The sequence below is a fragment of the Sphingorhabdus sp. genome (assembly GCF_046154385.1).
GTDB lineage: Bacteria > Pseudomonadota > Alphaproteobacteria > Sphingomonadales > Sphingomonadaceae > Sphingorhabdus_B.
In genome coordinates, this window is the sequence record NZ_JBJXFW010000012.1 from 37,994 (window position 1) to 64,750 (window position 26,757).

The 26,757-nt window shown below is 55.2% G+C and carries 21 protein-coding genes; 7 read left to right on the forward strand and 14 right to left on the reverse strand.

Translation table 11 applies throughout. From position 1 onward, the window contains the following. Positions 1–64: 64 nt before the first annotated feature. The gene (locus tag ACKVOS_RS03095; protein ID WP_409210553.1) at positions 65–841 is read right to left on the reverse strand and encodes an NAD kinase; all 777 of its coding nucleotides are present in this window, start codon (positions 839–841) and stop codon (positions 65–67) included. Further along, positions 838–1,833, reverse strand: coding sequence for a GTP 3',8-cyclase MoaA (gene moaA, locus ACKVOS_RS03100; protein WP_409210554.1), 996 nt, complete (start codon positions 1,831–1,833; stop codon positions 838–840). The genes ACKVOS_RS03095 and moaA overlap by 4 nt, the downstream gene beginning before the upstream one ends. Positions 1,834–1,914: 81 nt before the next feature. Here moaA and ACKVOS_RS03105 point away from each other — a divergent pair, with 81 nt between their 5' ends. Further along, positions 1,915–3,210: an EAL domain-containing protein gene (locus ACKVOS_RS03105; RefSeq protein ID WP_409210555.1), complete on the forward strand. Its 1,296-nt coding sequence runs from the start codon at positions 1,915–1,917 to the stop codon at positions 3,208–3,210. 226 nt (positions 3,211–3,436) lie between these two features. Here ACKVOS_RS03105 and mfd read toward each other — a convergent pair whose 3' ends face one another. Both mfd and ACKVOS_RS03115 read right to left on the reverse strand, forming a co-directional pair. Then, entirely contained in the window at positions 3,437–6,922 is a 3,486-nt protein-coding gene (gene mfd / locus ACKVOS_RS03110; protein WP_409210556.1) for a transcription-repair coupling factor, read from the reverse strand. After that, a complete protein-coding gene (locus ACKVOS_RS03115; RefSeq protein WP_409210557.1) occupies positions 6,919–7,206 on the reverse strand; it encodes a succinate dehydrogenase assembly factor 2 in 288 nt (95 codons plus the stop codon). The genes mfd and ACKVOS_RS03115 overlap by 4 nt, the downstream gene beginning before the upstream one ends. Positions 7,207–7,264: 58 nt before the next feature. Here ACKVOS_RS03115 and recG point away from each other — a divergent pair, with 58 nt between their 5' ends. Continuing rightward, positions 7,265–9,325, forward strand: coding sequence for an ATP-dependent DNA helicase RecG (recG, locus tag ACKVOS_RS03120; RefSeq protein ID WP_409210558.1), 2,061 nt, complete (start codon positions 7,265–7,267; stop codon positions 9,323–9,325). On the opposite strand, the gene ACKVOS_RS03125 is transcribed toward recG, so the two are convergent. Next, positions 9,326–9,649, reverse strand: coding sequence for a PilZ domain-containing protein (locus ACKVOS_RS03125; protein WP_409210559.1), 324 nt, complete (start codon positions 9,647–9,649; stop codon positions 9,326–9,328). A 97-nt stretch (positions 9,650–9,746) separates the two neighbouring features. Beyond that, a complete protein-coding gene (gene tyrS, locus ACKVOS_RS03130) occupies positions 9,747–10,973 on the reverse strand; it encodes a tyrosine--tRNA ligase (RefSeq protein ID WP_409210560.1) in 1,227 nt (408 codons plus the stop codon). A 32-nt stretch (positions 10,974–11,005) separates the two neighbouring features. Between tyrS and ACKVOS_RS03135 the strand changes: the two genes are divergently transcribed. Further along, positions 11,006–11,566, forward strand: a complete 561-nt coding sequence (locus ACKVOS_RS03135; RefSeq protein WP_409210561.1) for a DOMON-like domain-containing protein — start codon at positions 11,006–11,008, stop codon at positions 11,564–11,566. Continuing rightward, complete coding sequence (locus ACKVOS_RS03140) at positions 11,563–12,762, forward strand: exo-beta-N-acetylmuramidase NamZ domain-containing protein (RefSeq protein WP_409210562.1); 1,200 nt, start codon at positions 11,563–11,565, stop codon at positions 12,760–12,762. The genes ACKVOS_RS03135 and ACKVOS_RS03140 overlap by 4 nt, the downstream gene beginning before the upstream one ends. A gap of 60 nt (positions 12,763–12,822) precedes the next feature. On the opposite strand, the gene ACKVOS_RS03145 is transcribed toward ACKVOS_RS03140, so the two are convergent. Continuing rightward, positions 12,823–13,209, reverse strand: a complete 387-nt coding sequence (locus tag ACKVOS_RS03145) for a GxxExxY protein (protein WP_409210563.1) — start codon at positions 13,207–13,209, stop codon at positions 12,823–12,825. Between the two features lie 149 nt (positions 13,210–13,358). Then, a complete protein-coding gene (locus ACKVOS_RS03150; RefSeq protein ID WP_409210564.1) occupies positions 13,359–14,543 on the reverse strand; it encodes a vWA domain-containing protein in 1,185 nt (394 codons plus the stop codon). A 144-nt stretch (positions 14,544–14,687) separates the two neighbouring features. On the opposite strand from ACKVOS_RS03150, the gene ACKVOS_RS03155 reads away from it, so the two are divergent. Continuing rightward, positions 14,688–16,088, forward strand: coding sequence for a methyl-accepting chemotaxis protein (locus tag ACKVOS_RS03155; protein ID WP_409210565.1), 1,401 nt, complete (start codon positions 14,688–14,690; stop codon positions 16,086–16,088). On the opposite strand, the gene ACKVOS_RS03160 is transcribed toward ACKVOS_RS03155, so the two are convergent. From ACKVOS_RS03160 to ACKVOS_RS03180, 5 genes are all read right to left on the reverse strand, one after another. Further along, positions 16,085–16,930 (reverse strand): AAA family ATPase, encoded by an 846-nt coding sequence (locus ACKVOS_RS03160; protein ID WP_409210590.1) that lies wholly within the window; start codon positions 16,928–16,930, stop codon positions 16,085–16,087. The genes ACKVOS_RS03155 and ACKVOS_RS03160 overlap by 4 nt on opposite strands. 93 nt (positions 16,931–17,023) lie before the next feature. After that, the gene (locus tag ACKVOS_RS03165) at positions 17,024–17,656 is read right to left on the reverse strand and encodes a hypothetical protein (RefSeq protein WP_409210566.1); all 633 of its coding nucleotides are present in this window, start codon (positions 17,654–17,656) and stop codon (positions 17,024–17,026) included. Positions 17,657–17,664: 8 nt separating this feature from the next. Further along, positions 17,665–18,363: a hypothetical protein gene (locus ACKVOS_RS03170; protein ID WP_409210567.1), complete on the reverse strand. Its 699-nt coding sequence runs from the start codon at positions 18,361–18,363 to the stop codon at positions 17,665–17,667. A 104-nt stretch (positions 18,364–18,467) separates the two neighbouring features. Next, complete coding sequence (locus ACKVOS_RS03175; RefSeq protein WP_409210568.1) at positions 18,468–19,205, reverse strand: DUF6975 family protein; 738 nt, start codon at positions 19,203–19,205, stop codon at positions 18,468–18,470. Between the two features lie 204 nt (positions 19,206–19,409). Next, on the reverse strand, positions 19,410–19,571 hold the full coding sequence (locus tag ACKVOS_RS03180; RefSeq protein ID WP_409210569.1) for a hypothetical protein: 162 nt from the start codon (positions 19,569–19,571) through the stop codon (positions 19,410–19,412). 1 nt (position 19,572) lies between these two features. On the opposite strand from ACKVOS_RS03180, the gene ACKVOS_RS03185 reads away from it, so the two are divergent. After that, positions 19,573–22,425, forward strand: coding sequence for a TonB-dependent receptor domain-containing protein (locus tag ACKVOS_RS03185; RefSeq protein WP_409210570.1), 2,853 nt, complete (start codon positions 19,573–19,575; stop codon positions 22,423–22,425). Positions 22,426–22,688: 263 nt separating this feature from the next. Beyond that, positions 22,689–24,698: an acyltransferase family protein gene (locus ACKVOS_RS03190; RefSeq protein WP_409210571.1), complete on the forward strand. Its 2,010-nt coding sequence runs from the start codon at positions 22,689–22,691 to the stop codon at positions 24,696–24,698. 9 nt (positions 24,699–24,707) lie between these two features. Here the strand turns inward: ACKVOS_RS03190 and rpoD are convergent, their stop codons facing one another. Then, positions 24,708–26,714 carry an RNA polymerase sigma factor RpoD gene (rpoD, locus tag ACKVOS_RS03195; protein ID WP_409210591.1) on the reverse strand — a complete coding sequence of 669 codons (2,007 nt, stop codon included), beginning with the start codon at positions 26,712–26,714 and terminating at the stop codon, positions 24,708–24,710. Positions 26,715–26,757: the final 43 nt, after the last annotated feature.

The following is a 26,757-nucleotide window of genomic DNA, read 5'->3' on the forward strand; positions in this document are numbered from 1 at the left end:
TTGCTCGGGCAGAGGCGCGCCTATAGCAGCGCTTTTTAAACTTTGGCAAGCACCCTTTGCCAATTCAGACAATAAATTGTTCCATCGCAATCCGGTCGTCCAACGCATGTTCGGGGTCGAACAAAAGCGTAAGAGCGCGGTTGCGGTCAAGCGCCACTTCGACGTGCGAAATGTCGCGGATTTCCCGTTGGTCAGCGACCGCACTGACCGGGCGTTTGCCGGCCTCTAAAATCTTCAATTTGATAACGTAGCGGTCGGGCAAGATCGCGCCTTTCCACCTGCGGGGGCGGAACGGACTGATGGGGGTAAGCGCGAGAAGGGACGAATCGAGCGGCAGGATTGGGCCATTGGCGGACAAATTATAGGCGGTTGATCCAGCGGGTGTGGACACCAATATGCCATCGCAAATCAATTCGGGAATAACCGCACGGCCATTAACCGATATCTCGATCTTTGCGGCCTGCCGGGTCTCGCGCAATAACGAAACTTCATTGATAGCAGGCAAATTAAAGCTTTGGCCGCTTATGGTGGTGATGGTCGTAACCAGCGGCCGGACCGAGAAGGACTTGGCGCGCGCCAGACGGCCGAGCAGTTCCCCAGGCTCCCAAACATTCATCAGGAAACCGATTGTCCCGCGATTCATGCCGTAGACCGGAATGTCACGACGACTTTCGTATAATTGATGCAGGACCTGCAACAAATGGCCGTCACCGCCCAGCACAATGACGGCTTCCGCTTCATCCAGCGGCACGAAATCGATTTGCTCGCTTAAAATCATCTCGGCCTCGCGGGCGGAGGGGGTCGCGGATGATAAAACGGCGAGGCGTGAAAATTCCGTCATCCACCAGTCGCATTCATATGGCGCGAGAGGCGCTGGTCGGGTTCGGCCAATTGCCGCTCAAAGTCATGGCGCGCTGGTTTCAAGCGCAAGGCCTGTTGCAACAGTCTGTCGACGGCTTCCATGCCATTTTCCCGCATAGCCGTGCGAAAATCGACATGCATCGAAGAGCCTAGACACATATAGATCTTACCATCGGTCGTAAGGCGCAGGCGGTTGCAGTCGTCACAAAAATTGTGGGTCATCGGTGTTATCAGGCCAAGCCTGAGCCCTAGCGGCGCGACGTTCCAATAGCGGGCAGGGCCAGAGCTGCGGTGCGCCAGCGGTTCCAATTCGAACCGGTCCCGCAATGGTGCGATAAAATCGTCCATCGGAATGTATCGATCATGCCGGTCCGCCACGCCTTCGCCCAATGGCATCGTTTCGATCAGCGAAAGGTCATAACCATTGGCTGCGCAAAATTCGGCCATTGCGACAATTTCGGATTGGTTTTCATTTTTGAGTGCGACCATGTTAATTTTTATACGCAGCCCATGCGCTGCGGCGGCGCTAATGCCTTCCAGAACTTGATCCAGATCGCCACCTCTGGTGATCGTCTTGAACGTCTCCGGTTTCAAGCTGTCGAGGCTTATGTTGACTCGGCTGAAGCTTGAACGCGCTAAAATGGGGGCGAATTGTTTTAGCCGGCTGCCATTTGTGGTGAGGGTCAGCTCGGCGAGGCGTCCGGCCTGAACATGCGATCCTAAGTCATTGATAAGAATATCTATATCCCGGCGAACCAGCGGCTCCCCGCCCGTCAGGCGGATTTTTCGGATGCCGTGCGCGATGAAACGGTTCGCCAATAGCGCGATTTCGCTATAGTCCAGAACATCGGCATGGGGCAGGAACTTTTGTTTTTCCGGCATGCAATAATGACACCGGAAATTGCACCGGTCTGTGACCGAGATCCGGAGATAATCAATGTGTCGCCCTTGTCCGTCAATCATGTTGGTCATGTAAGCAGAAATTTGCGGCTTACAAAGCCGAAATGCGAAAATCGCAAGAGTTGCGAAAGATATTCCCGCTAAAGCCGCAGGATGCATTCATTGCGCGATACACAAACCAAGATAGGACCGCATGGCGCGCTTACCATGCGCCGCGCGCGCCATGTGCGCGAATGGCTGGCCGAAGCGTCGCAGGAACCGGTGACGGTGCTGCTGCTCGGCATCAAGGATCTGAAGCAGATTAATGACCGCTTGGGCCGTGCCGTGGGCGATGCGGCTATCCGGCGTGTAGGCCAGCAAATCCGCGCCTTTGCCGAGCAACAGCTATCGCCCATCCGCCTGATGGCCAAGATGCCGGGGCGGGAATTCATGCTGGTGGTCGATGGCAATGCGGGCGGAAAGCAGCTTGAACTCGCCGCGCAAAAACTGCTCGAAATGGTATCGGTTGATCTGGGCGAGGGCGATGCCCCGCTGCACATCAACGCGCGCTTGGGAATCGCCTTGTCGCGACCCACCGAAAGCCGCCCAAATCTGGCCGCCCGTGCTGCCGACGCGCTTGCCAAAGCCTATGGCCGCAAGGGCAAACGCTATGTGGTTGCCGAGGCGCAGGCCCCGTTCAACCCCGCCATGGAGCAGGTCGATGTCGCGCTGCGTTCGGCGCTTGCGGCGCGCGAGATCGTGATATTGCTTCAGCCGCAGTTCGAAGTGTCGTCCGGTCGCCTGGTCGGCGCCGAAGCACTTGCCCGGCTGAACCATCCCCAATTGGGGGAAATCAGCGCCGGCGACCTGTTCGCCTCGGCGGACCGGTGCGATTTGCGCGAGGAATTGTCGCACCTGATACAGGACAAGGCCATCAACATCGCCGCCGCATGGCCCGCAGCGCTGAGCGACCTGCGCCTTGCGGTCAATCTGGGTGCAGAAGAACTGACCGAATATTATGGCGCGCATCTGTTGGAACTGCTGGCGCAAGCCGGTTTTGCACCCGAACGCTTAACGCTGGAGCTGACCGAAGAGAGCCTGATCCGCGATCTGGATCGGACGGCGGCGCAGTTGGAATTGCTGCGCGCAAAGGGCATGCGGATCGCGGTTGATGATTTCGGGACCGGCTATTCCAGCTTGGCGTATCTCAAATCCTTGCCGCTTGATTATCTCAAAATCGACAAGGGCATGACGCCGGATATTGTCGGCACCGGCAAAGACCGGATCATCATGCGCGCGATCATCGCGATGGCGAAAGCATTGGGTATGGCGATTATCGCCGAGGGCGTCGAAAAGGCCGAGGAGCTGGAGATGTTGAAGGCCGAAGGGTGCGACTATTTTCAAGGATTCCTGAGGTCGCCGCCGCTGGCGCCAGCCGAGTTTGAGCGGTTTGCGTTGCGGGCGAATTGAGGGTGGGGGCTTAAGGGGACAGTTCCAACGACATTCCCTCTCTCCTTTAGGGGAGAGGTGCGAGACTTGGCGGCTTGCCGCCTAGTCGCAGCGGAGAGGGGCTGGACGGTGAGGTTTGTGCCCGAACTCCCCCTCACCAACTTCGCCTAAGCCTGACGGCTAAGGCTTCGTATCCTCTCCCCTAAAGGGGAGAGGCTAGGCATTGGACCCTGTCCCCTACGCCCGACTACCCCGCCTTGCGCGCCAGATTGGCCAAGCCCTTCGACAGCTGCAAACATCCGTTCAACCGTGACGCAGGGTCGCCCCACACGCGGTTGATGACGAGTTTGCTGTCGGGTCGCAGCTTTGCCGTTTCGCCCAATTTGGCGACATAGGCGAGCAGGCCCGGAACATTGGGCGGGGTGTCTTCGCGGAAGCTGACCAGCGTTCCGCGCGCGCCAACTTCGATCTTGGCGACCTGCGCGACGAGTGCATTTTGCTTGATCTGGATAAGCTTGAGCAAATTTTGCGTCGGTTCCGGAATGGTGCCGAAACGGTCGGTAATTTCGGCGGCAAAGCCTTCGATATCCTGACCTTCTTCCAATTCGTTCAGGCGGCGGTAAAGCGCCATGCGGACCGACAGGTCAGGGACATAATCGTCGGGGATCAGGATCGGTGCATCGATGGTGATCTGCGGCGAGAAGCTGCCGCGCGGTTTGGCGAGCCCTTGCGAATCCGCCCGCGCTTCCAAAATCGCATCCTCCAGCATCGACTGGTACAGTTCGAAACCGACTTCTTTGATATGCCCCGACTGTTCGTCGCCCACCAGATTGCCTGCGCCGCGAATGTCGAGGTCATGGCTGGCAAGTTGGAATCCTGCACCAAGGCTGTCCAGATCGCCCAACACCTTGAGCCGTTTTTCCGCCGTTTCGGTCAACACGCGGTTCGCCTCATGCGTCATATAGGCATAGGCACGCGTCTTGGACCGGCCAACGCGTCCGCGTAACTGGTAAAGCTGCGCAAGGCCGAAGCGGTCGGCCCGGTGGATGATGAGTGTGTTGGCGCTCGGGATATCGAGGCCACTTTCCACGATGGTGGTGGACAGCAAAACATCATAGCGCTTTTCGTAAAAGGCGCTCATCCGCTCTTCAACCTGTGTTGCCGACATCTGTCCGTGCGCGGTGACATATTTGATTTCGGGAACTTCGGTGCGCAAAAATTCCTCGATCTCGGTGAGATCGGCAATGCGCGGCACGACGAAGAAACTCTGCCCGCCGCGATAATGTTCGCGCAGCAATGCCTCGCGCAGGACGACCGGATCCCACGGCATCACATAGGTCCGCACCGCCAGACGATCGACCGGTGGAGTCTGGATGACCGACAGTTCGCGCAAGCCCGACATCGCCATTTGCAGGGTGCGGGGGATAGGCGTCGCGGTCAGGGTCAGCATATGGACGTCGGTCTTGAGCGCCTTCAACTGTTCCTTGTGGTTAACGCCAAAGCGCTGTTCTTCGTCCACGATGACCAGACCCAGCCGCTTGAATTTCAGCGATTTGGCCAAAACCGCGTGGGTCCCGATGACAATATCGACCGTGCCATCGGCCAACCCGTCGCGGGTCGTTGTGGCCTCGGCGGCAGGTACTAGGCGCGACAGACGGCCAAGCTTGAGTGGCAGGTCGCGGAAACGGTCGACAAAATTGGTATAATGTTGCCGCGCCAGCAAGGTGGTGGGGGCAATGACGGCAACCTGATAACCAGCCATCGCAACGGCAAAGGCCGCGCGCATCGCAACCTCGGTCTTGCCAAAGCCGACATCGCCGCAGACCAGACGGTCCATCGGTTTGCCCGCCGACAGGTCTTCCAGTACTTCCTCGATAACGCGCAGCTGGTCCTCGGTTTCCTCATAAGGGAAACGGTCGACAAAGCTGGCATAGGCCTGATCATCGACCTCGATGACCGCGCCGGGGCGCAGCGCACGTTCGGCGGCTGTCTTTAGCAATTCGTGCGCGATGGCACGGATGCGTTCTTTCAGCTTCGACTTGCGCCGTTGCCATGCTTCGCCGCCCAATCTGTCGAGCGTGACATTCTCGCTGTCCGAGCCGTAGCGCGACAGGACGTCGATATTCTCGACAGGAACATAGAGCTTGTCACCACCGGCATAGCTCAAGGCCACGCAATCATGCGGGCTGTTGCCCACCGGGATGGAGATCAGCCCTTCATAGCGGCCGATCCCGTGATCCTGATGCACCACCAGATCGCCGGGGCTGAGCGCGGCCAATTCGGCAAGGAAGGCATCGGCGGATTTGCGCTTTTTATGGCGGCGGACCAACCGGTCGCCCAGCATATCCTGTTCGCTGATCAGCGCGATATCCGCCGAAGTAAAGCCGTGGTCGATGGGCAGAACGACCATGGCGACGGTGCCACGCCCGCCGACAGGTGCGGATGTGCCCAAGGCATGTTGCCAGCCATCGGCATCTGCCATCGGCGGCGCGCCATGGTCTTTGAGCAAACCCTTCAGCCGTTCGCGCGCGCCGTTGGAATAGCTGGCGATGATGGGGCGGCTTCCGGATTTCAGCAGGGCCTTCAAATGTCCGGCTACGGCCTCGTACACATTGGCCTTTTGCGTGCGTTCGGGCGCAAAGTCGCGCGCCGCCGCGATGCCGAAATCGATGGCCTTGTCCGAATCCGGCTGCGCAAAGGGCGTCAGCAGGTGTGCGGCATTGTCGGCCAGTATCTTTTCGACTTCATCGCCGGACAGATACAGCATTTCGGGTGGCAGGGGACGGTAGCTGCCGGGTTCCGCAACCTGCGCCTTGACGCGGTTGTCATAATAGTCGGCAATGGCATCCAGCCGGGATTGGCCCGCTGCGATGGCGCCTGCGTCCCGGATCACAAGCGCGTCTGCGCCGACATGGTCAAAAATGGTCGCCATGCGTTCTTCGAACAGAGGCAACCAATGGTCCATGCCCGACAAGCGGCGGCCCTCGGAAACGGCTTGATAGAGGGGGTCGCCCGTGGCGGTGACGCCGAAGCGGTCGCGATAGCCGACGCGGAACCGCTTGATCGCTTCTTCGTCCATCAACGCTTCAACAGCGGGCAGGATATCGAAATGCTCGACCCGGTCGATACTGCGTTGGTCCGACGGGTTGAAACGGCGGATGCTTTCAATCTCGTCGCCAAAGAAATCGAGGCGCAGGCCAAATTCGCTGCCCGCCGGAAACAGGTCGACGATACTGCCGCGGATCGCAAACTCGCCCGCTTCGGCAACGGTATCGACGCGGAAATAGCCGTTGGATTGCAGCAGCGAGGCCAGCCGTTCGCGCGTGATCTCGCGTCCCGCCGTCAGCCGCTCGCCGGTTTGGCGGATGCGGAAGGGCGTTACATATTTCTGGATGACCGCACCGATGGTGGTCAGCACCAACTGCTTTTTGGATGTTGGTTGCTGCAAAGCTTGCAGGGTGGACATACGTTGCGATGTGACCGCGACGGAAGGCGAGGCGCGGTCATAGGGGAGGCAATCCCACGCCGGAAGCTGCAAGATTTCGACTTCTGGGGCAAAGAACGGCACCGCATCGGCAATAGCGCGCATCGCGCTATCGTCGGGCGCGATGTACAAGGTACGCGCCTTTGCCGCACGCGTCAGATCCGCGAGCAATAGCGGCGCGAAGCCCGACGGCACCGACGACAGGGTTAGCCCTGTCGGGCTGTGAATGATACGCTGCAGGTCGGTCATTTTTCCGCCGTGTTCAGTCCTTCCGGCAAAGAGATGAAATCGAGCCGTTGGAGCAGGTCCATCATCGACCCTGCCAAATTCGGGTCGGGTGCTGCGGTTTGTAGGGCCCAAGCCATGATGTCGACATCCTGCTCTTCCAACAGCCGCTCAAACCATGCGAAATCCGCCTCGCTCCAATGGGCGTGGTAAGTGTCGAAAAAGCCGCCGACCATGGCGTCCGCCTCCCGCGTGCCACGGTGGTGCGCGCGAAAGTGTAATTTGCGAAGATAGGGGTCGGCGTCCATCGGGCGCATCCTTTATGCTTGTGGTTTTAGGAGAGTTTCCGGATAAGCAGCCCTAGCCATGCGTCCAGATATTCTCAATCCGTTATTTGCAGAAGTGCGCGCGATGAAAGGCGTTGGACCAGGGCTGGCCAAACCGCTTGAGAAGCTCGGTTTGGTGCGGATCAAGGATGTGCTGTACCATTTTCCCGCAAGCTGGACCTACCGCAAGGCTGTCCAGCGGTTGGATGTTGCGGATGTGGGTTCCAACATCATCGTGCATTTGGTCGTGATGGACCACCGCAGCAGCGGCAGCGCGCGGGCACCTTTGCGGATCTATGCCGCCGATGCGGAGGGCAATTACATCACGTTGACCTTCTTCGGCCGCAATGGAGGCTGGGCGCGCAAGCAGTTGCCGGTGGGAGAAGCGCGGATCATTTCCGGCAAGCTCGACCGTTATGGCGATGAATTGCAGATGGTGCACCCCGACCATATCGTTGCCGTGGGGGAGGCTGGCGCCCCCGGCCTCGCCGAACCGGTCTATTCGCTGTCGGAAGGATTGACCAACAAGCGGATGGGGCAGCTGGCGACGGCGGCGCTCGAACATTTGCCGGACCTGCCCGAATGGATCGAGCCCAGCTTGCTGACGGCGCGCAATTGGGCGGGGTGGAACGCGGCGGTGAATCAGGTCCACCATAAGGATGATGAGGCCAACCGGGACCGGCTGGCCTATGATGAACTGTTTTCCAACCAGCTCACCATGCGGTTGGTGCGCGCGGCGATGGACCAACGCAAGGCGGTGCCGATTGCGGGCACGGGGGCGTTGGTGGACAGGCTGCAACTGCCCTTTGCGCTGACCGGCGCGCAGCAGCGGGTGATTGCGGAGATTGAGGGCGACATTGCCCAATCGCGACCGATGCTGCGGCTGTTGCAGGGCGATGTGGGCGCGGGCAAAACAATGGTCGCGCTGCGTGCGCTGCTCCGCGCGGTTGAGGCCGGGATGCAGGGCGCGATGCTTGCCCCGACCGAAATATTGGCGCGGCAGCATTTTGCGGGCTTGCAGAAATTGCTGGCGGGATTGCCCATCAATATCGCCATCCTGACCGGCCGCGAAAAGGGGAAGTTGCGTGAAGCCACGTTAATGGGGCTGGCCGATGGCAGCATCCATATTCTCGTCGGCACACATGCGATATTTCAGGAGGCGGTGACATATAAGGCGCTCGCGCTCGCGGTGATTGACGAACAGCACCGCTTTGGCGTGTCACAGCGGCTGATGCTGTCGCGCAAGGGCAGGGGTGTGCCGCATCTGCTGGTGATGACCGCGACGCCTATCCCGCGCAGCCTTGCGCTTGCGGCCTATGGCGAGATGGATTCCTCGCAGATTGACGAACTGCCACCGGGGCGCACGCCGGTGGAGACACGGGTGATTTCGCAGGAACGGTTACCCGAGATTGTCGACGGCGTTGCCCGCCATCTTTCGGCGGGGAAGCAGGCTTTCTGGGTCTGTCCGCTGGTCGAGGAAAGCGAGAATAGCGACCTTGCCGCCGCCGAACAGCGCGCCGAAATGCTGCGGCTGCGCTTTGGCGAGCAGGTGGCGGTCGTGCATGGGCGGATGAAGGGGCCGGAAAAGGATGCGGTCATGGAACGCTTCATCCGCGGCGAAACCCGGTTGCTGGTGGCGACCACGGTGATCGAGGTCGGGGTCGATGTGCCCAATGCGAGCCTGATGATCGTCGAAGCCGCCGACCGCTTCGGCCTTGCCCAGCTGCACCAGTTGCGCGGGCGGGTGGGGCGCGGGGCGGAGAAGTCCGTCTGCCTGCTGATCCGCAGCGCCCAGATTGGCGAAACGGCGCGGGCGCGGCTGGCGCTGATGCGGGAGACCAATGACGGCTTTCGTATTGCCGAGGAGGATTTGAAACTGCGCGGGGCAGGTGAGCTATTGGGGACGCGGCAGTCGGGCGACAGTCCGTTCCGTGTTGCGACCCCCGAACAGGTGCGCGCGATGATCAGTGTTGCGGCGGATGATGCGCGGCTGTTGCTGGACCGCGACGGCGGGCTTGCAGGACCAAGAGGCGAAGCCGCGCGGCTGTGTCTCTATCTGTTTGAACGGGACGCCGGGATCGCGACGCTCAGGGGAGGTTGATTACCGCAATTTGGGCGCGACATGGTCCAATAGCGCAAGGAAATCCGGTAAGCGCACGACTCGTTCAAACTGGAAACCGGCGCGGTTCTCGACGGTCCATATGACCAAGGCCTCTAACCTGCCGACGACTGGCAAGCGTAATTCCACACGATCACCACGTTCGAACACCGTGTTGTCATCAATCATGAAGCCATGCGCAGACACGTTGACGATATGGATCGTCTGGTCGCCATGTACCTTGCTTTCCGCAATAACCTTGTGGTTCGCCCGATGGCGTGCTGCGCGGCGTAAATCCATTTCGGTATTCGGTGCGGGTTGCGCCATAAATTACGACCTTATCTGTGCCTTCAATGGCTTGGTTATGGTGGTAATTTACAAATAAATGGTAAAATAATCCTTTAACGGTGTTTACCGAGAAACCTTAGGAAAAGCGCAAAATTCCGTGCTTTTTCTTTCCAGCCGATAATTTGATTTCATCCGGACCGGATGGAATCATTATATTATCGTCCAAAACCGCTTCGCCATTTATGCGCGCGCCGCCACCTTCAATCAACCGCCGCGCCTCTTTTTTTGAGGTGACAAAGTTCAATCCGATCAACGCATCGAGTATCGAAATAGCGCCCTCGGCCTCAAATACCGGAAGATTTCCGCCCATAGCGCCGTCTTCAAAAGTCTTGCGCGCTGTCTCTTCGGCGAGCATTGCCGCCTCCGAACCTCGGCACATTTCGGTCGCCGCATTGGCCAGTGCAATCTTCGCCGCGTTAATTTCCGCGCCCTGCAATGCCTCAAGTCGTGCGATTTCGTCGAGCGGCACATCGGTAAACAACCGCAAAAAACGGCCCACATCGCGGTCATCCGTGTTGCGCCAGAACTGCCAATAATCATAGGCAGGTAACTGGTCCTCATGCAGCCAGACAGCGCCCGACATCGTCTTGCCCATCTTGCCACCGTCTGCTGTGGTGATCAGCGGGGTTGTGACGCCATATACTTCGGTGCCGTCCATGCGGCGGGCAAGTTCAATGCCGTTGACGATATTACCCCATTGATCGGACCCGCCCATTTGCAGGCGGCACGCGGCACGGCGTGACAATTCCATGAAGTCATAGGCCTGCAAAATCATATAGTTGAATTCAAGGAAGGAGAGCGATTGTTCGCGGTCGAGGCGCAGTTTGACCGAATCAAAGCTGAGCATCCGGTTGATCGAAAAATGTTGTCCGACTTCGCGCAGGAAGGGGATATATTCGAGGGCATCGAGCCATTCGCTGTTGTCCAGCATGACCGCATCGGTCGGTCCGTCCCCAAAGGTCAGGAAACGTTCGAAAATCCGCTTAATCGAAGCGCAGTTTTCCTGAATGACCTCGTTGGTCAGCAATTTGCGCGCTTCATCCTTGAAGCTGGGGTCGCCAATCTTGCCAGTGCCACCGCCCATCAAGACGATCGGCTTGTGCCCTGCCTGTTGCAGACGGCGCAGCAACATGATCTGCACAAGACTGCCGACATGAAGCGATGGCGCAGTGGGATCGAAGCCGATATAGCCCGGGACAACTTCTTTCGTCGCCAAGGCATCAAGCCCCGCGGCATCGGTCGCCTGATGAATGTAGCCACGCTCATCAAGCAGGCGGAGAAGGTCGGATTTGTAAGCAGTCATAACGCGGCAGCGCCTAGCATGGAGTTTCGAGATTGGCCAATATTTCAATAGAGGAAATTACGCTGACCTGCCATCCCACCACGCCGCCCTTCATGGCTGATACCATCTCTGTGGCTGTCACACGGGAAAACAGTGGCGCATTATGGCTGCGCTATCATGTCGAATGTGATCTGAATGCGCTGGAAATTCCGGATATGTTGGCCCCGATGCGTACCGATGATTTGTGGAGATCCACGTGCTTCGAACTGTTCGTCCGGCGCGAAGCCGGGGATGCCTATCTCGAATATAATTTCTCGCCATCCAGCCAATGGGCGGCCTATCAATTTAAAGGATATCGTTCGGGCATGACCGAATTGATGACCTATCGTCCGCAAATTTATGGCGATGCAAGCGAAACGCACTTTGCATTGGAAGCAGAGTTGCCATTACCCGACGAGTGGCGCGAAGAACCGTTGTGGGTAGGGCTGTCGGCCGTGATAGCCGAAACGGGCGGCATCAATTCCTATTGGGCTTTGGCGCATCCAGAAGGAAAGCCAGATTTTCATCATAGGGATTGCTTTGCGCTTTATCTGGAGGCACCAAGCGCGGCATGAAATTTGGAATAGATCGCCTGCTCACCGAGCCTCAATTGCGTGCCCCGCTCAAGGGTAAACGCGTCGCTCTTCTCGCTCATCCTGCATCCGTGACATCGGACCTAACGCACAGTTTTGATGCGCTTGCCGCGCTCGAAGACATAAACATCACGGCGGCATTCGGCCCGCAGCATGGCCTGCGCGGCGACAAGCAGGACAATATGATGGAATCGCCCGATTTCACCGACCCTGTCCACGGCGTGCCGGTGTTCAGTCTTTACGGCGAAGTACGCCGCCCCACCGGACAATCGATGGGCACATTCGATGTCATATTGATCGACATGCAGGATCTGGGCTGCCGCATTTATACGTTCATTACGACGCTGCTTTATATGCTGGAGGCTGCCGCCGAGCATGGCAAATCGGTCTGGGTTCTCGACCGACCCAATCCGGCAGGACGGCCCGTTGAAGGCCTTACGCTTTTGCCCGGATGGGAAAGTTTCGTCGGTGCAGGGCCAATCCCGATGCGCCACGGCCTGACCTTGGGCGAACTGGGCCGATGGTTTATCGATCATTATAAAATTGATGTCGATTATCATGTTGTGGCAATGGAGGGCTATCACCCCGATGCTGCCCCCGGCTTTGGCTGGCCATCCGACAGGCTCTGGATCAACCCGAGCCCCAATGCGCCCAATGTCAACATGGCGCGCGCTTATGCAGGGACCGTGATGCTGGAGGGCACGACTTTGTCGGAAGGACGCGGCACCACACGGCCCTTGGAAATTTTCGGCGCACCCGACATCGACGCCCGCGCGGTCATCGCCGAAATGCGCCGTTTTGCCCCCCAATGGCTCACAGGCTGCACGTTGCGCGAAATATGGTTTGAACCGACTTTCCACAAACATGTCCACAGCCTCTGCCACGGCGTCCATATTCATGCCGAAGGGAAGTCTTATGACCATCAGGCCTTTCGCCCATGGCGCATACAGGCGCTGGCGTTCAAGGCGATCCGGCGGTTGTACCCGGATTACGACCTTTGGCGGGATTTTCCCTATGAATATGAAATCGGGAAATTGGCGATTGATGTGATCAATGGCGGGACCGGTTTGCGGGAATGGGTCGATTTTGAAGGTTCTACTGCGGACGATTTGGATGCGGTTTGCGGGCCTGATGAGGGGGCTTGGGTTGAGGATCGTCGGGGGTATTTGATTTATTGAGGTGGGATTTTTTTCGCTAGAAGGAAGAAGGCGAAAAGGAAGAAGGCGTCGGCAATTGCATTATCTGCTGCTGTAAACTCGCCGTACCCCATGCCGATATAATGCAGAGCCGAAATTTATTACAAGTCCCATGGGCTGATTAAGAAGTTTTACATATGTTTGCGTTTGGCGAATGTGGATGCCCGACAGTTTCTCCAAAGCCTTCAGTTCCACGACGAGCCAATCATTAACGAAGAGATCCACCCGATAAGCGTTGGCGAAATCCATATCATCAATTCTAATATGAGCAGGCATTTGCCGGACAACTTTCAATCCTTGGCGTTCCAATCGCGCCGCCAAAACAGTTTCATAAACGGACTCAAGCAATCCCGGTCCGATTTCCTTGTGCAGATGATAGCCCGCATCAATGACTGCAGCTAAGTGATCCTCTTGCGATTTCTTTAACAAAACAAATCTCGTGTAAAACGTCGCATGCACGGATTCGCACAATCCTGAACTTTAATCAACACAATGATTTATAAGAATTAAACTGCCGCCTTCTTCCTTTTAGCGAAAAATAAAAGCAGCGAAAAAAAGCAATTAGCAGCAAACCCCGCTCAATGCCCATGCTTTCGGCTCAACTCCCGCATGGCATCATCCAACCCCTCCAGCGTCAGCGGATACATTCGGTCGTTTATGACTTCCTTGATGATCTTGGTCGACTGCGAATAGCCCCACTGTTTTTCGGGCACTGGGTTCAACCAAACGGTGGCGGGATAGGTGTTGCTGATCCGGTGTAGCCAGACCGCGCCCGATTCCTCGTTGAAATGTTCGACTGAACCGCCCGGATGTGTGATTTCATAGGGGCTCATCGATGCATCGCCAACGATGACCACTTTATAGTCGTGGGGGAATTTGTGAAGAATATCCCATGTCGGGGTGCGCTCGGCAAACCGGCGCTTATTGTCTTTCCACAGCCCTTCATAGGGGCAGTTGTGAAAGTAGAAAAATTCGAGATTTTTGAACTCGCTCGTCGCCGCACTGAATAATTCTTCGCATAATTTTATGAACGGATCCATCGACCCACCGACATCGAGCAACAACAGCACCTTGATGGCGTTTCTGCGTTCCGGCCGCATCTGGATATCGAGCCATCCCTTGCGCGCGGTACCGTCGATGGTGCCATTGATATCCAGCTCCTCGGCTGCGCCGTCGCGGGCGAAGCGGCGCAAGCGGCGCATGGCGATTTTGATATTGCGGGTGCCCAGTTCTCGTGTGTGGTCGAGATTTTGAAACTCCCGCTTTTCCCAAACTTTGACGGCGCGTTTGTGCTTGGATTCGCCACCAATCCGCACGCCTTCGGGATTGTAACCGGAATTGCCATAGGGCGATGTCCCGCCGGTACCGACCCATTTATTTCCGCCCTGATGCCGCTTTTCCTGCTCTTCGAGCCGCTTTTTCAGCGTATCCATCAGCTCGTCCCAGCTACCCATCTTTTCGATTTTGGCCATTTCTTCGGGTGACAGATATTTTTCGGCAATCGCCTTCAGCCAGTCGGACGGCACATCGATGGGATTCTGGCCATATTCGGTGAAGATGCCTTTGAAAACTTTGCCGAAGACCTGGTCGAACCGGTCGAGCAACGCTTCGTCCTTCACCAGCGTGGTGCGGGCGAGGTAATAGAACTCCTCCGGATTCTGGGCGATGACATCGGCTTCCAGCGCCTCTAGCAGCGCAAGATGTTCCTTGAGCGAAGCGGAAATGCCCGCGGTTCGCAACTCGTCCATGAATGAAAAAAACACCGGCTCTGCCCTCGAAAAAATGCTTGGAAAGCTTGTGCCGACTTGGGCGGTGTCCGTCAACCTAGCGCCTGACCCCAACAGGGTTAACCAAGCGATAACCATAAGTATGTAACGTCACGCGAACCAGTAAAAAGGCCGCTTGTAATGAAAATGGACAGAATCGAGATTCCTGAAAACCAATGGGTAAAGGAAACCGCCAAGATTTGCGGTGATGTGACTGTCGGATGTGCCGAAGCGGCGGGCGTTCTTGAAGAAGCGTTGCAGTCGGCGGACTGGTTGAAATCGCGGCATTCGAAACTGACCGAACTTACCTTGCGCCTTGATTCCGATTTCGCTGCCGTCACACAAGCGACATCCGAAGCCAGCGCCATGTCCGAAGCCGCGGTTAGTCGGCTGATGGGCGGGAACGACACCGTGAAAATGTCGCTCGCCAGCTTTTCCGCACTGGTTGAACTGATCGGGAATCTTGGCACTCATATTACCGGATTTGCAGCGGCGATGGAGCAAGTAAAGCGCGTATCCCAGTCCATCGATACGATTGCGCGGACGACAAATATGCTCGCGCTGAATGCTGCGATTGAAGCGGAAAAGGCCGGCGACGCCGGGCAAACATTTTCAGTCGTCGCCGCTGAAGTGAAAAAGCTGGCACTTGATTCGCGCGCTGCTGCCGTTGAAATAACCGGGACGGTCAATTCGCTGTCCAACGAAGCCGCCAAATTTGTCGGTCAAATTCAGGATGGCATTTCGACAAGCGGCGAAGCGCAGCGCCAGTTTTCCAGCCTTGAAGAATTGATCCACAATGTCAGCGACATCATTGGCCAAATGGGCGACCGTAGCCGTGATATCGCGACAAACACGGCCGATGTGCACCAGAGCCTCATCGAGTCCCAACAGGTCCGCGATGCGGTTGCCGAGGCCAACGGAGCGATGTTCGGTGCGGTCGGCAAAGCCCATCATCAGTTGGTCGAGCTGGAAAATCTCGCGAACGGAATGTTCGACCATATCGTTCACAGCGGGCTATCGCTGGACGACTTGAAATTTGTGGAACTCGCAAAGGAGCAAGCGCGTCGGGTCGAGGCATTGACCGAAGCAGCGGTTGCCGAAGGTGCGTTGGAAATGAGCGCCTTGTTCGATACAGATCTGCAGCCGATCAGCGGCAGCAACCCGCCGCGTTTCCGCACGCGTCTAACCGATTGGGCCGAACGCAATTGGCAACCCTTGCTGGAATCGGTGAAAGCCACCGATCCGTCCGCGATCATGTCGGTCGTCTGCAGCAGCAACAAAGGCTTTCTGCCCGTTCATCTCAGGGAGTTTTCACGTCCCCCCATCGGCGATTTGGCACATGACACCAAATATTGCCGTAACGGCCGCGTCCTGTTCGAAGGCTGCGATATCACGGCCAAAGCGAGCGAGAAGGACTTTATCATGGCGGTGTACCGGCATGAAGGTGACGGGAAAACCTATAATGTGGTCCGCAATGTCTATGTGCCGCTTCGCATCAATGGCCAACGCTGGGGCGATCTTGAAATCGCGTATACGATTTAGCCACCCTGACGTCGCGCCATGAAGGCGAGGCGTTCGAACAGCATCACGTCCTGCTCGTTCTTCAGCAGCGCACCGTGCAGCGGCGGAATCGCCTTGGTCGGGTCGCGTGATTGAAGCACGTCGAGCGGCATGTCTTCGTGCAGAAGCAGCTTGAGCCAATCGAGCAGTTCCGACGTCGACGGCTTTTTCTTCAGGCCCGGCACATCGCGGACCTCATAGAAGATATCCATCGCCTTCGAGACCAGGATTTTCTGGATGTCGGGGAAGTGGACGTCGATGATGGACTGCATCGTCTCGCGGTCCGGGAATTTGATATAGTGGAAGAAACAGCGGCGCAGAAATGCGTCGGGCAATTCTTTTTCATTGTTCGAGGTGATGATGACGATGGGCCGTTCGGCCGCTTTGATCGTCTCTTGCGTTTCGTAAACGAAGAACTCCATCCGGTCGAGTTCCTGCAACATATCGTTCGGGAATTCGATGTCGGCCTTGTCGATCTCATCGATCAGCAGCACGGGCAGTTGCGGGCTGGTGAATGCCTCCCACAATTTGCCTTTCTTGATGTAATTGCGGATGTCGTGCACGCGTTCATCACCCAATTGGCTGTCGCGAAGGCGAGCCACGGCGTCATATTCATACAGGCCCTGATGCGCCTTGGTGGTGGATTTGATGTTCCATTCGATCAGCGGCGCACCAAGGGCGGTTGCGATTTCCTGGGCCAGCACGGTTTTGCCAGTGCCTGGTTCACCCTTGACCAGCAACGGACGGCGCAGCTTTGTCGCCGCATTGACCGCAACTTTAAGGTCATCGGTCGCCACATATTTGTCAGTGCCTTCAAAACGCATCATCAGATCCCATCACTTAATCGAACGGTTAATTCGTTAAGTGGCGCAGGATATATATGCAAGTATCAACTGCGCCCTATGCCTGACTCTGACTTACTTTTCGGATGGTGTCGTATCGATAACTCTCGCGATAATCGTGCCTTCGTAGGAAAATGCGCGCGTGTAATTCTGGTCTACACCGCTTGTCCAGTTGGAGGCGCCAAAGCCTGTGTAGACTGTCGTAGTGCTCGTCGAAGTCTGAATGCTATCAAAAAATTTACCGACGGCTTCCGGGGCGGTCGTAACAAGAATATATTTCTCATTTTCCAATGCCCGCAATTGCACCGAATAGACGCCGCCGCGAAAGGCAAACTGATCCTTTGAAAACCGCCTTACAACATTGCCGCTTACATCCAGTGTCGCAATATCAGGGGAAAATACGCGTAATGGTTCAACTGCACTGCCAATTTCAAATACCCGATTCTCGATGACACCCGGGAGCGCAAACAATTGGAACGGTGTATTGCCACTTGCAGTAGAAAGGCATTTTGATGTCTCGACTACGGGAACTGACAGTTCATTAAACTTCTTCTTTTTCTTGAAATCCAAACTTGTTGCCGAAGCTAAATCTGGTTGTGCAAGGCAACTGACGCCGGCAAATTTGGTCACCGGTGAAGAAAAACGCGCGCCGGACGCACAGCCAGCCAATAGGGCACAGCCAATGGCCGAAAAAATAACCTTATTCATCAATAATCTCACTGGATAAGTTTTACAGATTCTGCCGCAACGGCTTTTAATGCGACACGCAATCCTTCGGCCAATTTTTCAGGATTGTTTATCATTTCTTCGCGGCCGCTGAATATATATTGTGGATCAGGGTAGAGCGTGATGATACCTTGTTGCGGATTGACGACATTATAGGCAATCCTGTTTTTCAACAAAGTCTGTTTGCCAGCGGCATCGATCATTTGAACATCTGCCATTACCGTTGGCCGCCAAGGCTGCCCGCTGCCTGCCGAAATATATCCATAGTTCAGAACGACGACATCAAGGGTCGCCTGCCCATTTTCACTTTTTGGATATTTTACGAGAAGCTCACGCTTTTTACGATCTTCGCCTGACAGCATTGTTACCTGGATGTTTTTACCCTGCAATGCTTCGCTAAGCAGCGATTGCATTTCCATTTCCGCATCAAATTTGACGCTGGACAACGCTTCGTTGACCCTGTCTTTACGGCTATCCTGAACACCTGCATCAATCAGTGCGCCTATGAGTCCGAAATTGGAACCCACGGACGCAACTTCAAATGCGCTCGCTTCAGATGGTGCGATATCCTGAACAAGGTAGACTGCCTGAATGGGCTGCGCCGGTGCAAGGTAAGGGGTCGCGGTATATCGCGACGCACAGCCCGAAAGAGAAATGCCGATCGCTGCGAAAATCACAATTTTTTTCATACAATTGCCCCGTTAGAATGTCACTAAGCTGATGTGATATCATCAACATTTGTGACGTCAACGATTCAGTCGTGCGGCGACCTTTTTATTTACAAATCACCAATCTAGACGGCCAATGCCTCGATATGGCGTGCGGCAATCAGGCGCCATAGCCCGCGCTGCTGTGCCAAAATCTGTTCCGCGCCAAAGCGCATGGCGCGGCGGTAATTGTCGGTTGCGCCGAGGTTTTCGGCTACGTCGGTGCACTCGTTAATGCCGGGTAGGGCGACGGGGGGCACATCCATGCCGACGTGCAACGCCACTGCTTCCAACACGGGGCGGCTGCGATGCCAGTCTATCACAAAAGCCAGGGCGGCGCCTGCCGGGCAACCCTTTCGTTCGGACGAGGCAAGCATTTCGAAATTGCGCGCTTGGCCTGCAATCAGGGCGGCAACTTTATTTTCCCCCTGATGACGGCGTTCAGGCCCGGCGGCGACCGTCAATGCGTTCATGAAACTGCGCTCGATGGCAAAACCGTCAATCGCCTTGATCAGCCATTTGCGCGCCGCGTCGTCGGCAATTTTGTGCGCGGCGTGATCGACAATACCGGGGTGCCGCCCGTGCGAAACGTTTATGAAATGAGCGATATCCGCCACCAGAGCGCCGCGTGCATATTTGAACGGAGACCGCAAATCCGGGCGGGAGGAGCCTTCGCTGATAAAATCGGCAAGTGGCTGCACAATGGACACGCTGCCGTCGGTCAAAATGGCGTCGGTAAACAACGATCCAAAGTCCCCAACTATGTCCGGCCGCGCCAGATTGTCCATTGCCCACTCCGCATGACGATCAAACGGCCTTTTCACAGCGCTTGATTGAGGAGGAGTAGCAAAAAGTCCTAAATGACATGTTTACATATGGGGAAGTTTTTTCTCTACGCGAATTGTAATAATAATAGTGTTGCTATGAAAGCACAGTGTAAGAAAATTGTAATCTGACTATCGATTGCCCCTTGTGCATCTCTTTCAAGCCCGCCTAGCTATATCTTTAGATATATTTTCTCAGGGTAGTTAGGGAGCATAAAATATGAAAAAGTCGCAATTGCTATTTGCAAGTTCGATAGTCAGCGCCGCGATATTCGCCGCAAATCCTGTATATGCACAAGAGACGGCGGCGGCCGAAGCATCGGCACCGGAAAATTCGGAACTCGTTGAAGACGATAGCAGCGTCATATTGGTTACAGGCTCCCGTATTCGGCGGGATGAGTTTAGCTCGATCGAGCCGATCACCATCATTACAGCAGATGAAATCACGCAATCAGGGTTCAATAGTGCGACTGATGCTTTGCAAAGCTTGGGCGTGACCGGTGGTGCGGGGCAGATTAACAACTTTTTCGGCGGATTTGTTACCGATGGCGGAACTGGCGCTAACACTCTTGGTTTGCGTGGGCTTGGACCAGCAAGAACGCTTGTGCTTCTTAATGGTCGCAGGCTTGCCCCTGCTGGAACACGCGGTTCATTGGTTGCCGCTGATCTAAATGTTCTACCTACTGCAATCGTCGAACGTGTCGAGATTTTGAAAGCTGGCGCGTCGTCCATCTATGGATCGGACGCCGTTGCCGGTGTTATCAATATATTGACCGACACCAAATTGCGGGGTTTGACGCTGGACGCACAAGTTAACATCCCGGAAATAGGTGCAGGACTGGATCGTCGCGTATCTGCAAGTTTTGGATTTGGTACGGACCGTCTGGATCTCATAGGATCTGTTGAATATCGTAAACGCAACGTTATCCGGCTTCGCGATGTGGACTTTACAGATTGCCCTGTGGGTGGTGCATTGACAGGGGAGGGTACTGAATTTGGCTCGGGAGACAGTAACGGTTTTGACGGTACGCCTTGCTTTACCCTTGATAATGGCGGAACAACAATCAACACACTCGGGCTCCCGACACGCGAAGCTTTGAGCCGAACCACGGGATTGCCCGGGCGTTTCGCTCGGTTTATCCCATCTGCGGGAGCGGGCGGCGCTACTCCGGGCTTCCTTGGAGTCGACTTCTTTTCTCGTGATACATTTGACCCAGCCATGCAGGATGAAGAGCTGGTGACACCGGTTGAGACATTTACGGGCTTTATATCCGGTTCTTATGATCTGGAAATGTTGGGAAATGCAGAGCTGTATGGCGAGGTTTTGGCAACGCGGCGCAAGTCGTCTTCGACATTGTTTAGGCAACTCGCGCTCGATTATCTGCAAGGCAGTTTGTTAGTTCCGGAAATATTTCGGAACGGACGTTTTTTGGGCCCAAACGAGACGTCGAGCGGACGTAATGTGGCTGCGCGTGCATTTATCGGTTTTGGTACAACCGATTCCAAACAAGTGGTGGATTATGTGCGCGCGGGTGCCGGATTGCGCGGGGACTTCTTTCTTCCTGGTTGGCGCTATGATGCTTACGCAGGTAAGTCCTGGACTGATGGCACTGCTGAAATTGAATCATTTTTGATTGATCGGGTTGCTACGTCCTTGGACGTTGTGAGGAATGCGGACGGTTCATTTAGCTGCGCAGCACAGGCAGCAATTGCCAATTGTGTTGCTGCGCCCGAACTCAATGCGGACACTATCGGTGGACGCTTGCCGCAGGCATTTCGCGATTATATTTTGGTCAACACTGTTGGTAAAACCACCTTTAGAGAAACCACCTTTTCAATTGGTCTCGATGGCCCACTATTTACTTTACCAGGTGGAGATGCCCAACTTGCCGTAGGCGCTGAGTTTAGAAAACAAAGCATCGATGACACGCCTGACGATAATGCTATTCGCGGAAACCTGCTAGGACTAACGGCCTCGGTTCCGACCAGAGGCAGCGACAATGTTAAGGAAGTATTTGGCGAGTTGTTTCTGCCAATATTGGCAGACCGTCCATTTTTCGAAAACGCCAATATCAGTGGTTCCGTCCGGCTAACAGACTACGCATCCTACCGCAGTGATATAACTTTCAAACTCTCTGGCGAATGGGAGTTTGTAAAGGGAGTAGGATTGCGAGGCAGTTTCGGAACTTCATATCGGGCTCCCGCACTATCTGAGCAGTTTTTAGGTGAGACATCCGGCTTTTTGGGTTCGGACAATGATCCATGTGATGCCGATGGATTTCCGGAAAACGCTGCAGAATTTAGCGCCGATGATAGGGTCCGTGCGACAAATTGTGCCGCTGTCGGGCTTGATGTTACGACGTTTCAGCAAAATAGCAGCATAACCGCAATCAACCGGGGTGGAGCCGAAACAGGTCTCGAAGCCGAAACGTCAAAAAACTGGTCGCTCGGTGCCGTGGTGACGCCTCGTATTTCGGATTCACTTTCGCTTAACTTTGCGTTGGATTATTTTGATATCAAGGTTGACAATGGGGTGTCGAGCTTGGGTGGAGCCACCATTTTGGATCGTTGTTTTACAGCGGTAGATTTTGATCCAGATGCCGGTTTTTGCCGCTTCGTTGAGCGGGATGCTAACAATGTTCTTACAGTGACAAGCGGCTTCATAAATCTCTCTACGGACATCGTGAAAGGTTTTGAATTTACCGGACGTATGTCCACTGATCTTTTGGATGGACGATTTACTCTGAATGCAAATATCACAAAATACACAGAGCAATCTTCTCGCTTGTTTGAAGACGAGTTCTTGATCGATGCAAACGGGACGCTTACTGTCCCTGACTGGGTCGGATCATTTGACGCTACTTATCGTAAGGGGCCAGTATTGCTGCGCTATGGTATCGAGTGGGTTGATGGCAGCTCGGGGACATTTGCATTCGAAGCGACCAGCTCTGAAACAGGTCTTGTTGATGCCGATTTGGAACAAGACCTTCGGGATACCTTAGTTCTTGAAGTACCCGATTATTTTTTACACTCAATGTCTGTACAATTTACTGTTTCAGATCGCTTCGAAGCAACATTTGGTGTTCGAAATTTGTTTGATACACAACCGCCTCGGATTTCAGCTTCCGACTTCCAAAATGTGACGGGTAACGCACCGCTTTATTCTGGGTATGACTACACAGGGCGGCAGTTCTTTATGAATACAACATTTAAGTTCTAATCAGGTTACACCAAAATTAAAGGGCGGCGATCCTGTTGGGTCGTCGCCCTAATTTTTTATTTTTTTCCGCCATATTGGTTCGGCCTAACTCAGCTTTTCAGGCTCTTCGGCGCGTCCAGGATTGATACCGATTTTCGCAAAAACGTCATAAATTATAGCTATTTCTGGGTAATACCAATGCCTAAATGACAATCTTTGCCAAGTAGCTAATGTGTACTGCGCGTTAGTGTGTGCGCTGGGTGCAAGGTTTGGAAAATAGTTCAATGAACGATTTAGGCATAAAATCAGGCGTTGCGCTTGGATATCGCCCCGATATTGACGGGTTGCGGGCTATTGCCGTGCTTGCAGTTCTGTTTTTTCATGCCGACCTCGGCTTTGTTCCGGGTGGCTATGCAGGCGTTGATATATTCTTTGTGATCTCGGGCTACCTGATCTCCCGGCTTATCGTCGGCGAGATCCGGGAAGATAATTTCTCGCTGCTGCGCTTTTATGAACGGCGTATAAGGCGCCTATTCCCGGCGCTGTTTGCGATGCTGGCGATCGCGTTGATCGCAGGGGCGGTCATTCTGTTGCCGCAGGACTTCACTTACATGTCCCGTAACGCCTTTGGCGCAGCGGCGTTTGTGTCGAACATCGCTTATTGGACGCAGACCGGATATTTTGAAGGTGATGCCAAGGTTCGGGTGCTTCTGCACACCTGGTCGCTCGCCGTTGAGGAGCAGGTCTATATTGTCTACCCGATGATCCTGATGCTGGTCCTGCGGAAATGGGCGCTGCATTTAAAGAGTATATTGCTAGCTTTGGCTACGATATCCTTTGCCGCGTGCGTTTGGATGACCAACACGGATCCGTCCACTGCATTTTACCTGATGCCGTTTCGCATGTGGGAATTTCTCGTTGGCGCGTTATTAGCGGTCGGTGTATTCAAACAACCCGAGCGACCTTTGACAGCGACTGTCGCGGGATTGGCCGGCCTTGGCATAATCGTCGGCACGTTCGTCATTTTCGACGACATGACGGTTTTCCCCGGCGCGGCGGCGCTGGTCCCTTGTTTGGGAACCGCCCTGTTGATCTGGTCGGGTAAAGACACAATTTCGGGCCGGATATTGTCGGTGTCGGCGATGCGGTTTGTGGGCAAAATTTCCTATTCGGTATATCTGTGGCATTGGCCGCTGTTCGTGTTTGTCAACTATATGATAATTGGAAAATTGTCCTTTTTGCAGAATGTCGGCCTTGCTGGCGTAGCTATCGGCCTTGGTTTTCTATCTTGGCGCTTTATCGAAATGCCGTTTCGTCGGCCCTATGACGAAACCCCGCAAAGGTCTGTATTCGCGTTGGGTGGGGCGTCGATTGTCCTGATAACCTGCGTATCAGCCGCCATATATTTCAACGGTGGTTTGCCAGACCGGTTTCAGGACCGGACCGTGAAGCTGGCGTCTTACGAAAAATCGATGAACCCGGAATCAGATATTTGTGAAAAGGTGGAACTGCAACTCGCGGTCAATTCGCGTTGCACCATTGGGAATCCTAAAAATGCTTCGGTTTTTCTGTGGGGGGATTCGCACGCAGGCGCCTTGTTCGGGGCGCTGGATCAGGTCGCAAAAGACAGTGGTACAGGGATAGTCTATGGCGCATCACCCCAATGCCCCCCACTGTTGGGAGCAGGAACCAGTGCTCAATGCGTTGAGGGCAATCGCAAACGGCTGGATTATGTGTTGAAAAATGACGAAATCCGCACGGTCATATTGGCGGCTCGCTGGTCGCTATATCTGGAGGGACGGTTTGTTTCAACGGGTGAGGCAGAAACCAACAATGGCGTGCCAAAGCTGATCGGCCCTGATGGAGAGCCTTATCCGTTGTTTAGCGATGCTGCCCGTCACCATTTCAGGGACAGCATTCGCAATCTCGTTCAGGTTTTAATGGCCAATGGCAAGCATGTGGTGCTTGTCTACCCTATCCCGGAAACAGGCTATAACATTCCGCACACCCTGGCTTTGATGAGCACGAGAGGGAAGAATCCGGCGGATTTCACCGTTCCCAAAAATCTGTATGTGGAACGGCAATGGCGGGCGACCCAGATATTGGGCGATCTGGGACATCACCGGCAGTTGACCCGTGTTTACCCCGCGCAGGTTTTGTGCCCAACGTCACGCTGTCTGACATTCGCGCATGGCGCACCGCTGTATTTCGACAGCCATCATCTGAGCGTGCCGGGCGCATTGATGCTGAAAGACCCGATCGCCGAAGCGATTGGCCGGACGCCAGCCGCCTAAGGCCGATTTTTATTGGTCGAGGAACGACCGCATCTTGCGGCTACGGCTCGGGTGTTTCAACTTGCGCAGCGCCTTTGCCTCGATCTGACGGATACGTTCGCGGGTCACGCTGAACTGCTGGCCTACTTCTTCCAACGTGTGGTCGGTGTTCATGCCGATACCAAAGCGCATACGCAAAACGCGTTCTTCACGCGGGGTGAGTGACGCAAGGACGCGAGTCACCGTTTCCTTGAGGTTCGCCTGAATAGCGGCATCCACAGGAATGATCGCATTCTTGTCCTCGATGAAGTCACCCAGATGGCTGTCTTCCTCATCCCCGATCGGGGTTTCAAGGCTGATCGGCTCCTTGGCGATTTTCATCACCTTGCGAACTTTTTCGAGCGGCATGGAAAGACGCTCGGCCATTTCCTCCGGTGTTGGTTCGCGGCCCTGTTCGTGCAGGAACTGGCGGCTTGTCCGGACCAGCTTGTTGATCGTTTCGATCATATGCACCGGAATACGGATGGTCCGCGCCTGATCGGCGATCGAGCGTGTAATGGCCTGCCGGATCCACCAGGTGGCATAAGTGCTGAACTTGTAGCCGCGGCGATATTCGAACTTATCGACCGCCTTCATCAGGCCGATATTGCCTTCCTGAATGAGATCAAGGAACTGAAGTCCACGGTTGGTATATTTTTTGGCGATGGAAATCACGAGGCGCAAATTGGCTTCGACCATTTCCTTCTTGGCAATCCGGGCTTCGCGCTCGCCTTTTTGCACCATGTTCACGATGCGGCGGAATTCGTTCAGGCTCATGCCTGTATTTGCCGCAATATCGGCGATTTCGGCACGGATACGTTCTACGCCATCGGCTTCGTTGGTGGCAAAGGCGGTCCATTTCTTGTCGATATTGGCGACATCGGAAAGCCAGTTTTCGTCCAGCTCATGGCCCATATAACTGTCAAGAAACGCCTTGCGCGGTACCTTATGCCGTTCTGCCAAGCGCAACATCTGGCCGCCAAGCGCGGTCAGGCGGCGGTTGAACGAATAAAGCTGATCGACCAGATATTCGATCTTGTTGGCGTGGAACTGCACCGATTCAACTTCGGCGGTCAATTCTTCGCGCAATTTGTGATATTTATTTTCCGAAGCCGTGGAGAAATCCTCGCCGGCATTCAGCGCGCGCATACGGTCGAGCTGGATGTTGGAGAATTTCTTGAACAGCGATGTGATCTTGGCAAAGCGTTCCAACGCCGCAGGCTTTAGCGCTTCTTCCATCTGCGCGAGGCTGAGGGTGTTGTCCTCTTCTTCTTCCTCGACAGGGCGCGCGCGCCGTTCGGTCATGTCATCATCGTCGTCGTCGGCCGCTTCGGGCTCGTCTTCGACTTCTTCTTCTTCTTTATAGGATGGCCCGGCGGTTTTTTCGCTGATTTCGCCATCGCCTTCTTCCTCACCATCTTCGGTCAGGCTTTCGGGCGCTGGTTCCTTGGACAACATGGCGTCCAGATCAAGGATTTCGCGCAACTGCATATTGCCGTCGTTCAGCGCGTTGGACCAGTCGATGATGGCGTGGAACGTGATCGGGCTTTCGCACAGGCCAAGGATCATGGTGTCGCGGCCGGATTCGATGCGCTTGGCAATCGCGATTTCGCCTTCACGGCTGAGCAGTTCGACGGCGCCCATTTCGCGCAGATACATGCGTACAGGGTCATCGGTGCGTTCGCCGGTGCCGGTCTTCTTGGTCGTGTTGGTCAGCGAGCGCGGGTCGTTTTCGGAAATATTGTCGATGGTCTCGACTTCTTCCTCCTGATCGTCCTCGCTGTCTTCGCCGGCTTCTTCATTTTCAACGATCTGGACACCCATGTCGTTGATTGCGGACATGACATCTTCAATCTGTTCCGAAGACATTTGGTCCTGCGGCAGCGCAGCGTTTAGTTCGTCATAGGTCAGGAAACCCCGGCGCTTCGCCTTTGCGAGCAGCTTTTTGACGGTCGCATCATTCAGGTCGATCAGCGGTGCATCACCATTTTCGGACATATCTTCTTCATTTTCATTTGCACGACTTGCCAAAATAATTCCC

Bases quoted from the DNA above. Each gene is read 5' to 3' on its own strand.
- ACKVOS_RS03095 (WP_409210553.1), bottom strand. From the start codon at position 841: ATGACGGAATTTTCACGCCTCGCCGTTTTATCATCCGCGACCCCCTCC.
- moaA (WP_409210554.1), bottom strand. From the start codon at position 1,833: ATGACCAACATGATTGACGGACAAGGGCGACACATTGATTATCTCCGG.
- ACKVOS_RS03105 (WP_409210555.1), top strand. From the start codon at position 1,915: ATGCATTCATTGCGCGATACACAAACCAAGATAGGACCGCATGGCGCG.
- mfd (WP_409210556.1), bottom strand. From the start codon at position 6,922: ATGACCGACCTGCAGCGTATCATTCACAGCCCGACAGGGCTAACCCTG.
- ACKVOS_RS03115 (WP_409210557.1), bottom strand. From the start codon at position 7,206: ATGGACGCCGACCCCTATCTTCGCAAATTACACTTTCGCGCGCACCAC.
- recG (WP_409210558.1), top strand. From the start codon at position 7,265: ATGCGTCCAGATATTCTCAATCCGTTATTTGCAGAAGTGCGCGCGATG.
- ACKVOS_RS03125 (WP_409210559.1), bottom strand. From the start codon at position 9,649: ATGGCGCAACCCGCACCGAATACCGAAATGGATTTACGCCGCGCAGCA.
- tyrS (WP_409210560.1), bottom strand. From the start codon at position 10,973: ATGACTGCTTACAAATCCGACCTTCTCCGCCTGCTTGATGAGCGTGGC.
- ACKVOS_RS03140 (WP_409210562.1), top strand. From the start codon at position 11,563: ATGAAATTTGGAATAGATCGCCTGCTCACCGAGCCTCAATTGCGTGCC.
- ACKVOS_RS03155 (WP_409210565.1), top strand. From the start codon at position 14,688: ATGAAAATGGACAGAATCGAGATTCCTGAAAACCAATGGGTAAAGGAA.
- ACKVOS_RS03160 (WP_409210590.1), bottom strand. From the start codon at position 16,930: ATGCGTTTTGAAGGCACTGACAAATATGTGGCGACCGATGACCTTAAA.
- ACKVOS_RS03165 (WP_409210566.1), bottom strand. From the start codon at position 17,656: ATGAATAAGGTTATTTTTTCGGCCATTGGCTGTGCCCTATTGGCTGGC.
- ACKVOS_RS03170 (WP_409210567.1), bottom strand. From the start codon at position 18,363: ATGAAAAAAATTGTGATTTTCGCAGCGATCGGCATTTCTCTTTCGGGC.
- ACKVOS_RS03180 (WP_409210569.1), bottom strand. From the start codon at position 19,571: ATGACGCTGCTATCGTCTTCAACGAGTTCCGAATTTTCCGGTGCCGAT.
- ACKVOS_RS03190 (WP_409210571.1), top strand. From the start codon at position 22,689: ATGAACGATTTAGGCATAAAATCAGGCGTTGCGCTTGGATATCGCCCC.
- rpoD (WP_409210591.1), bottom strand. From the start codon at position 26,714: ATGTCCGAAAATGGTGATGCACCGCTGATCGACCTGAATGATGCGACC.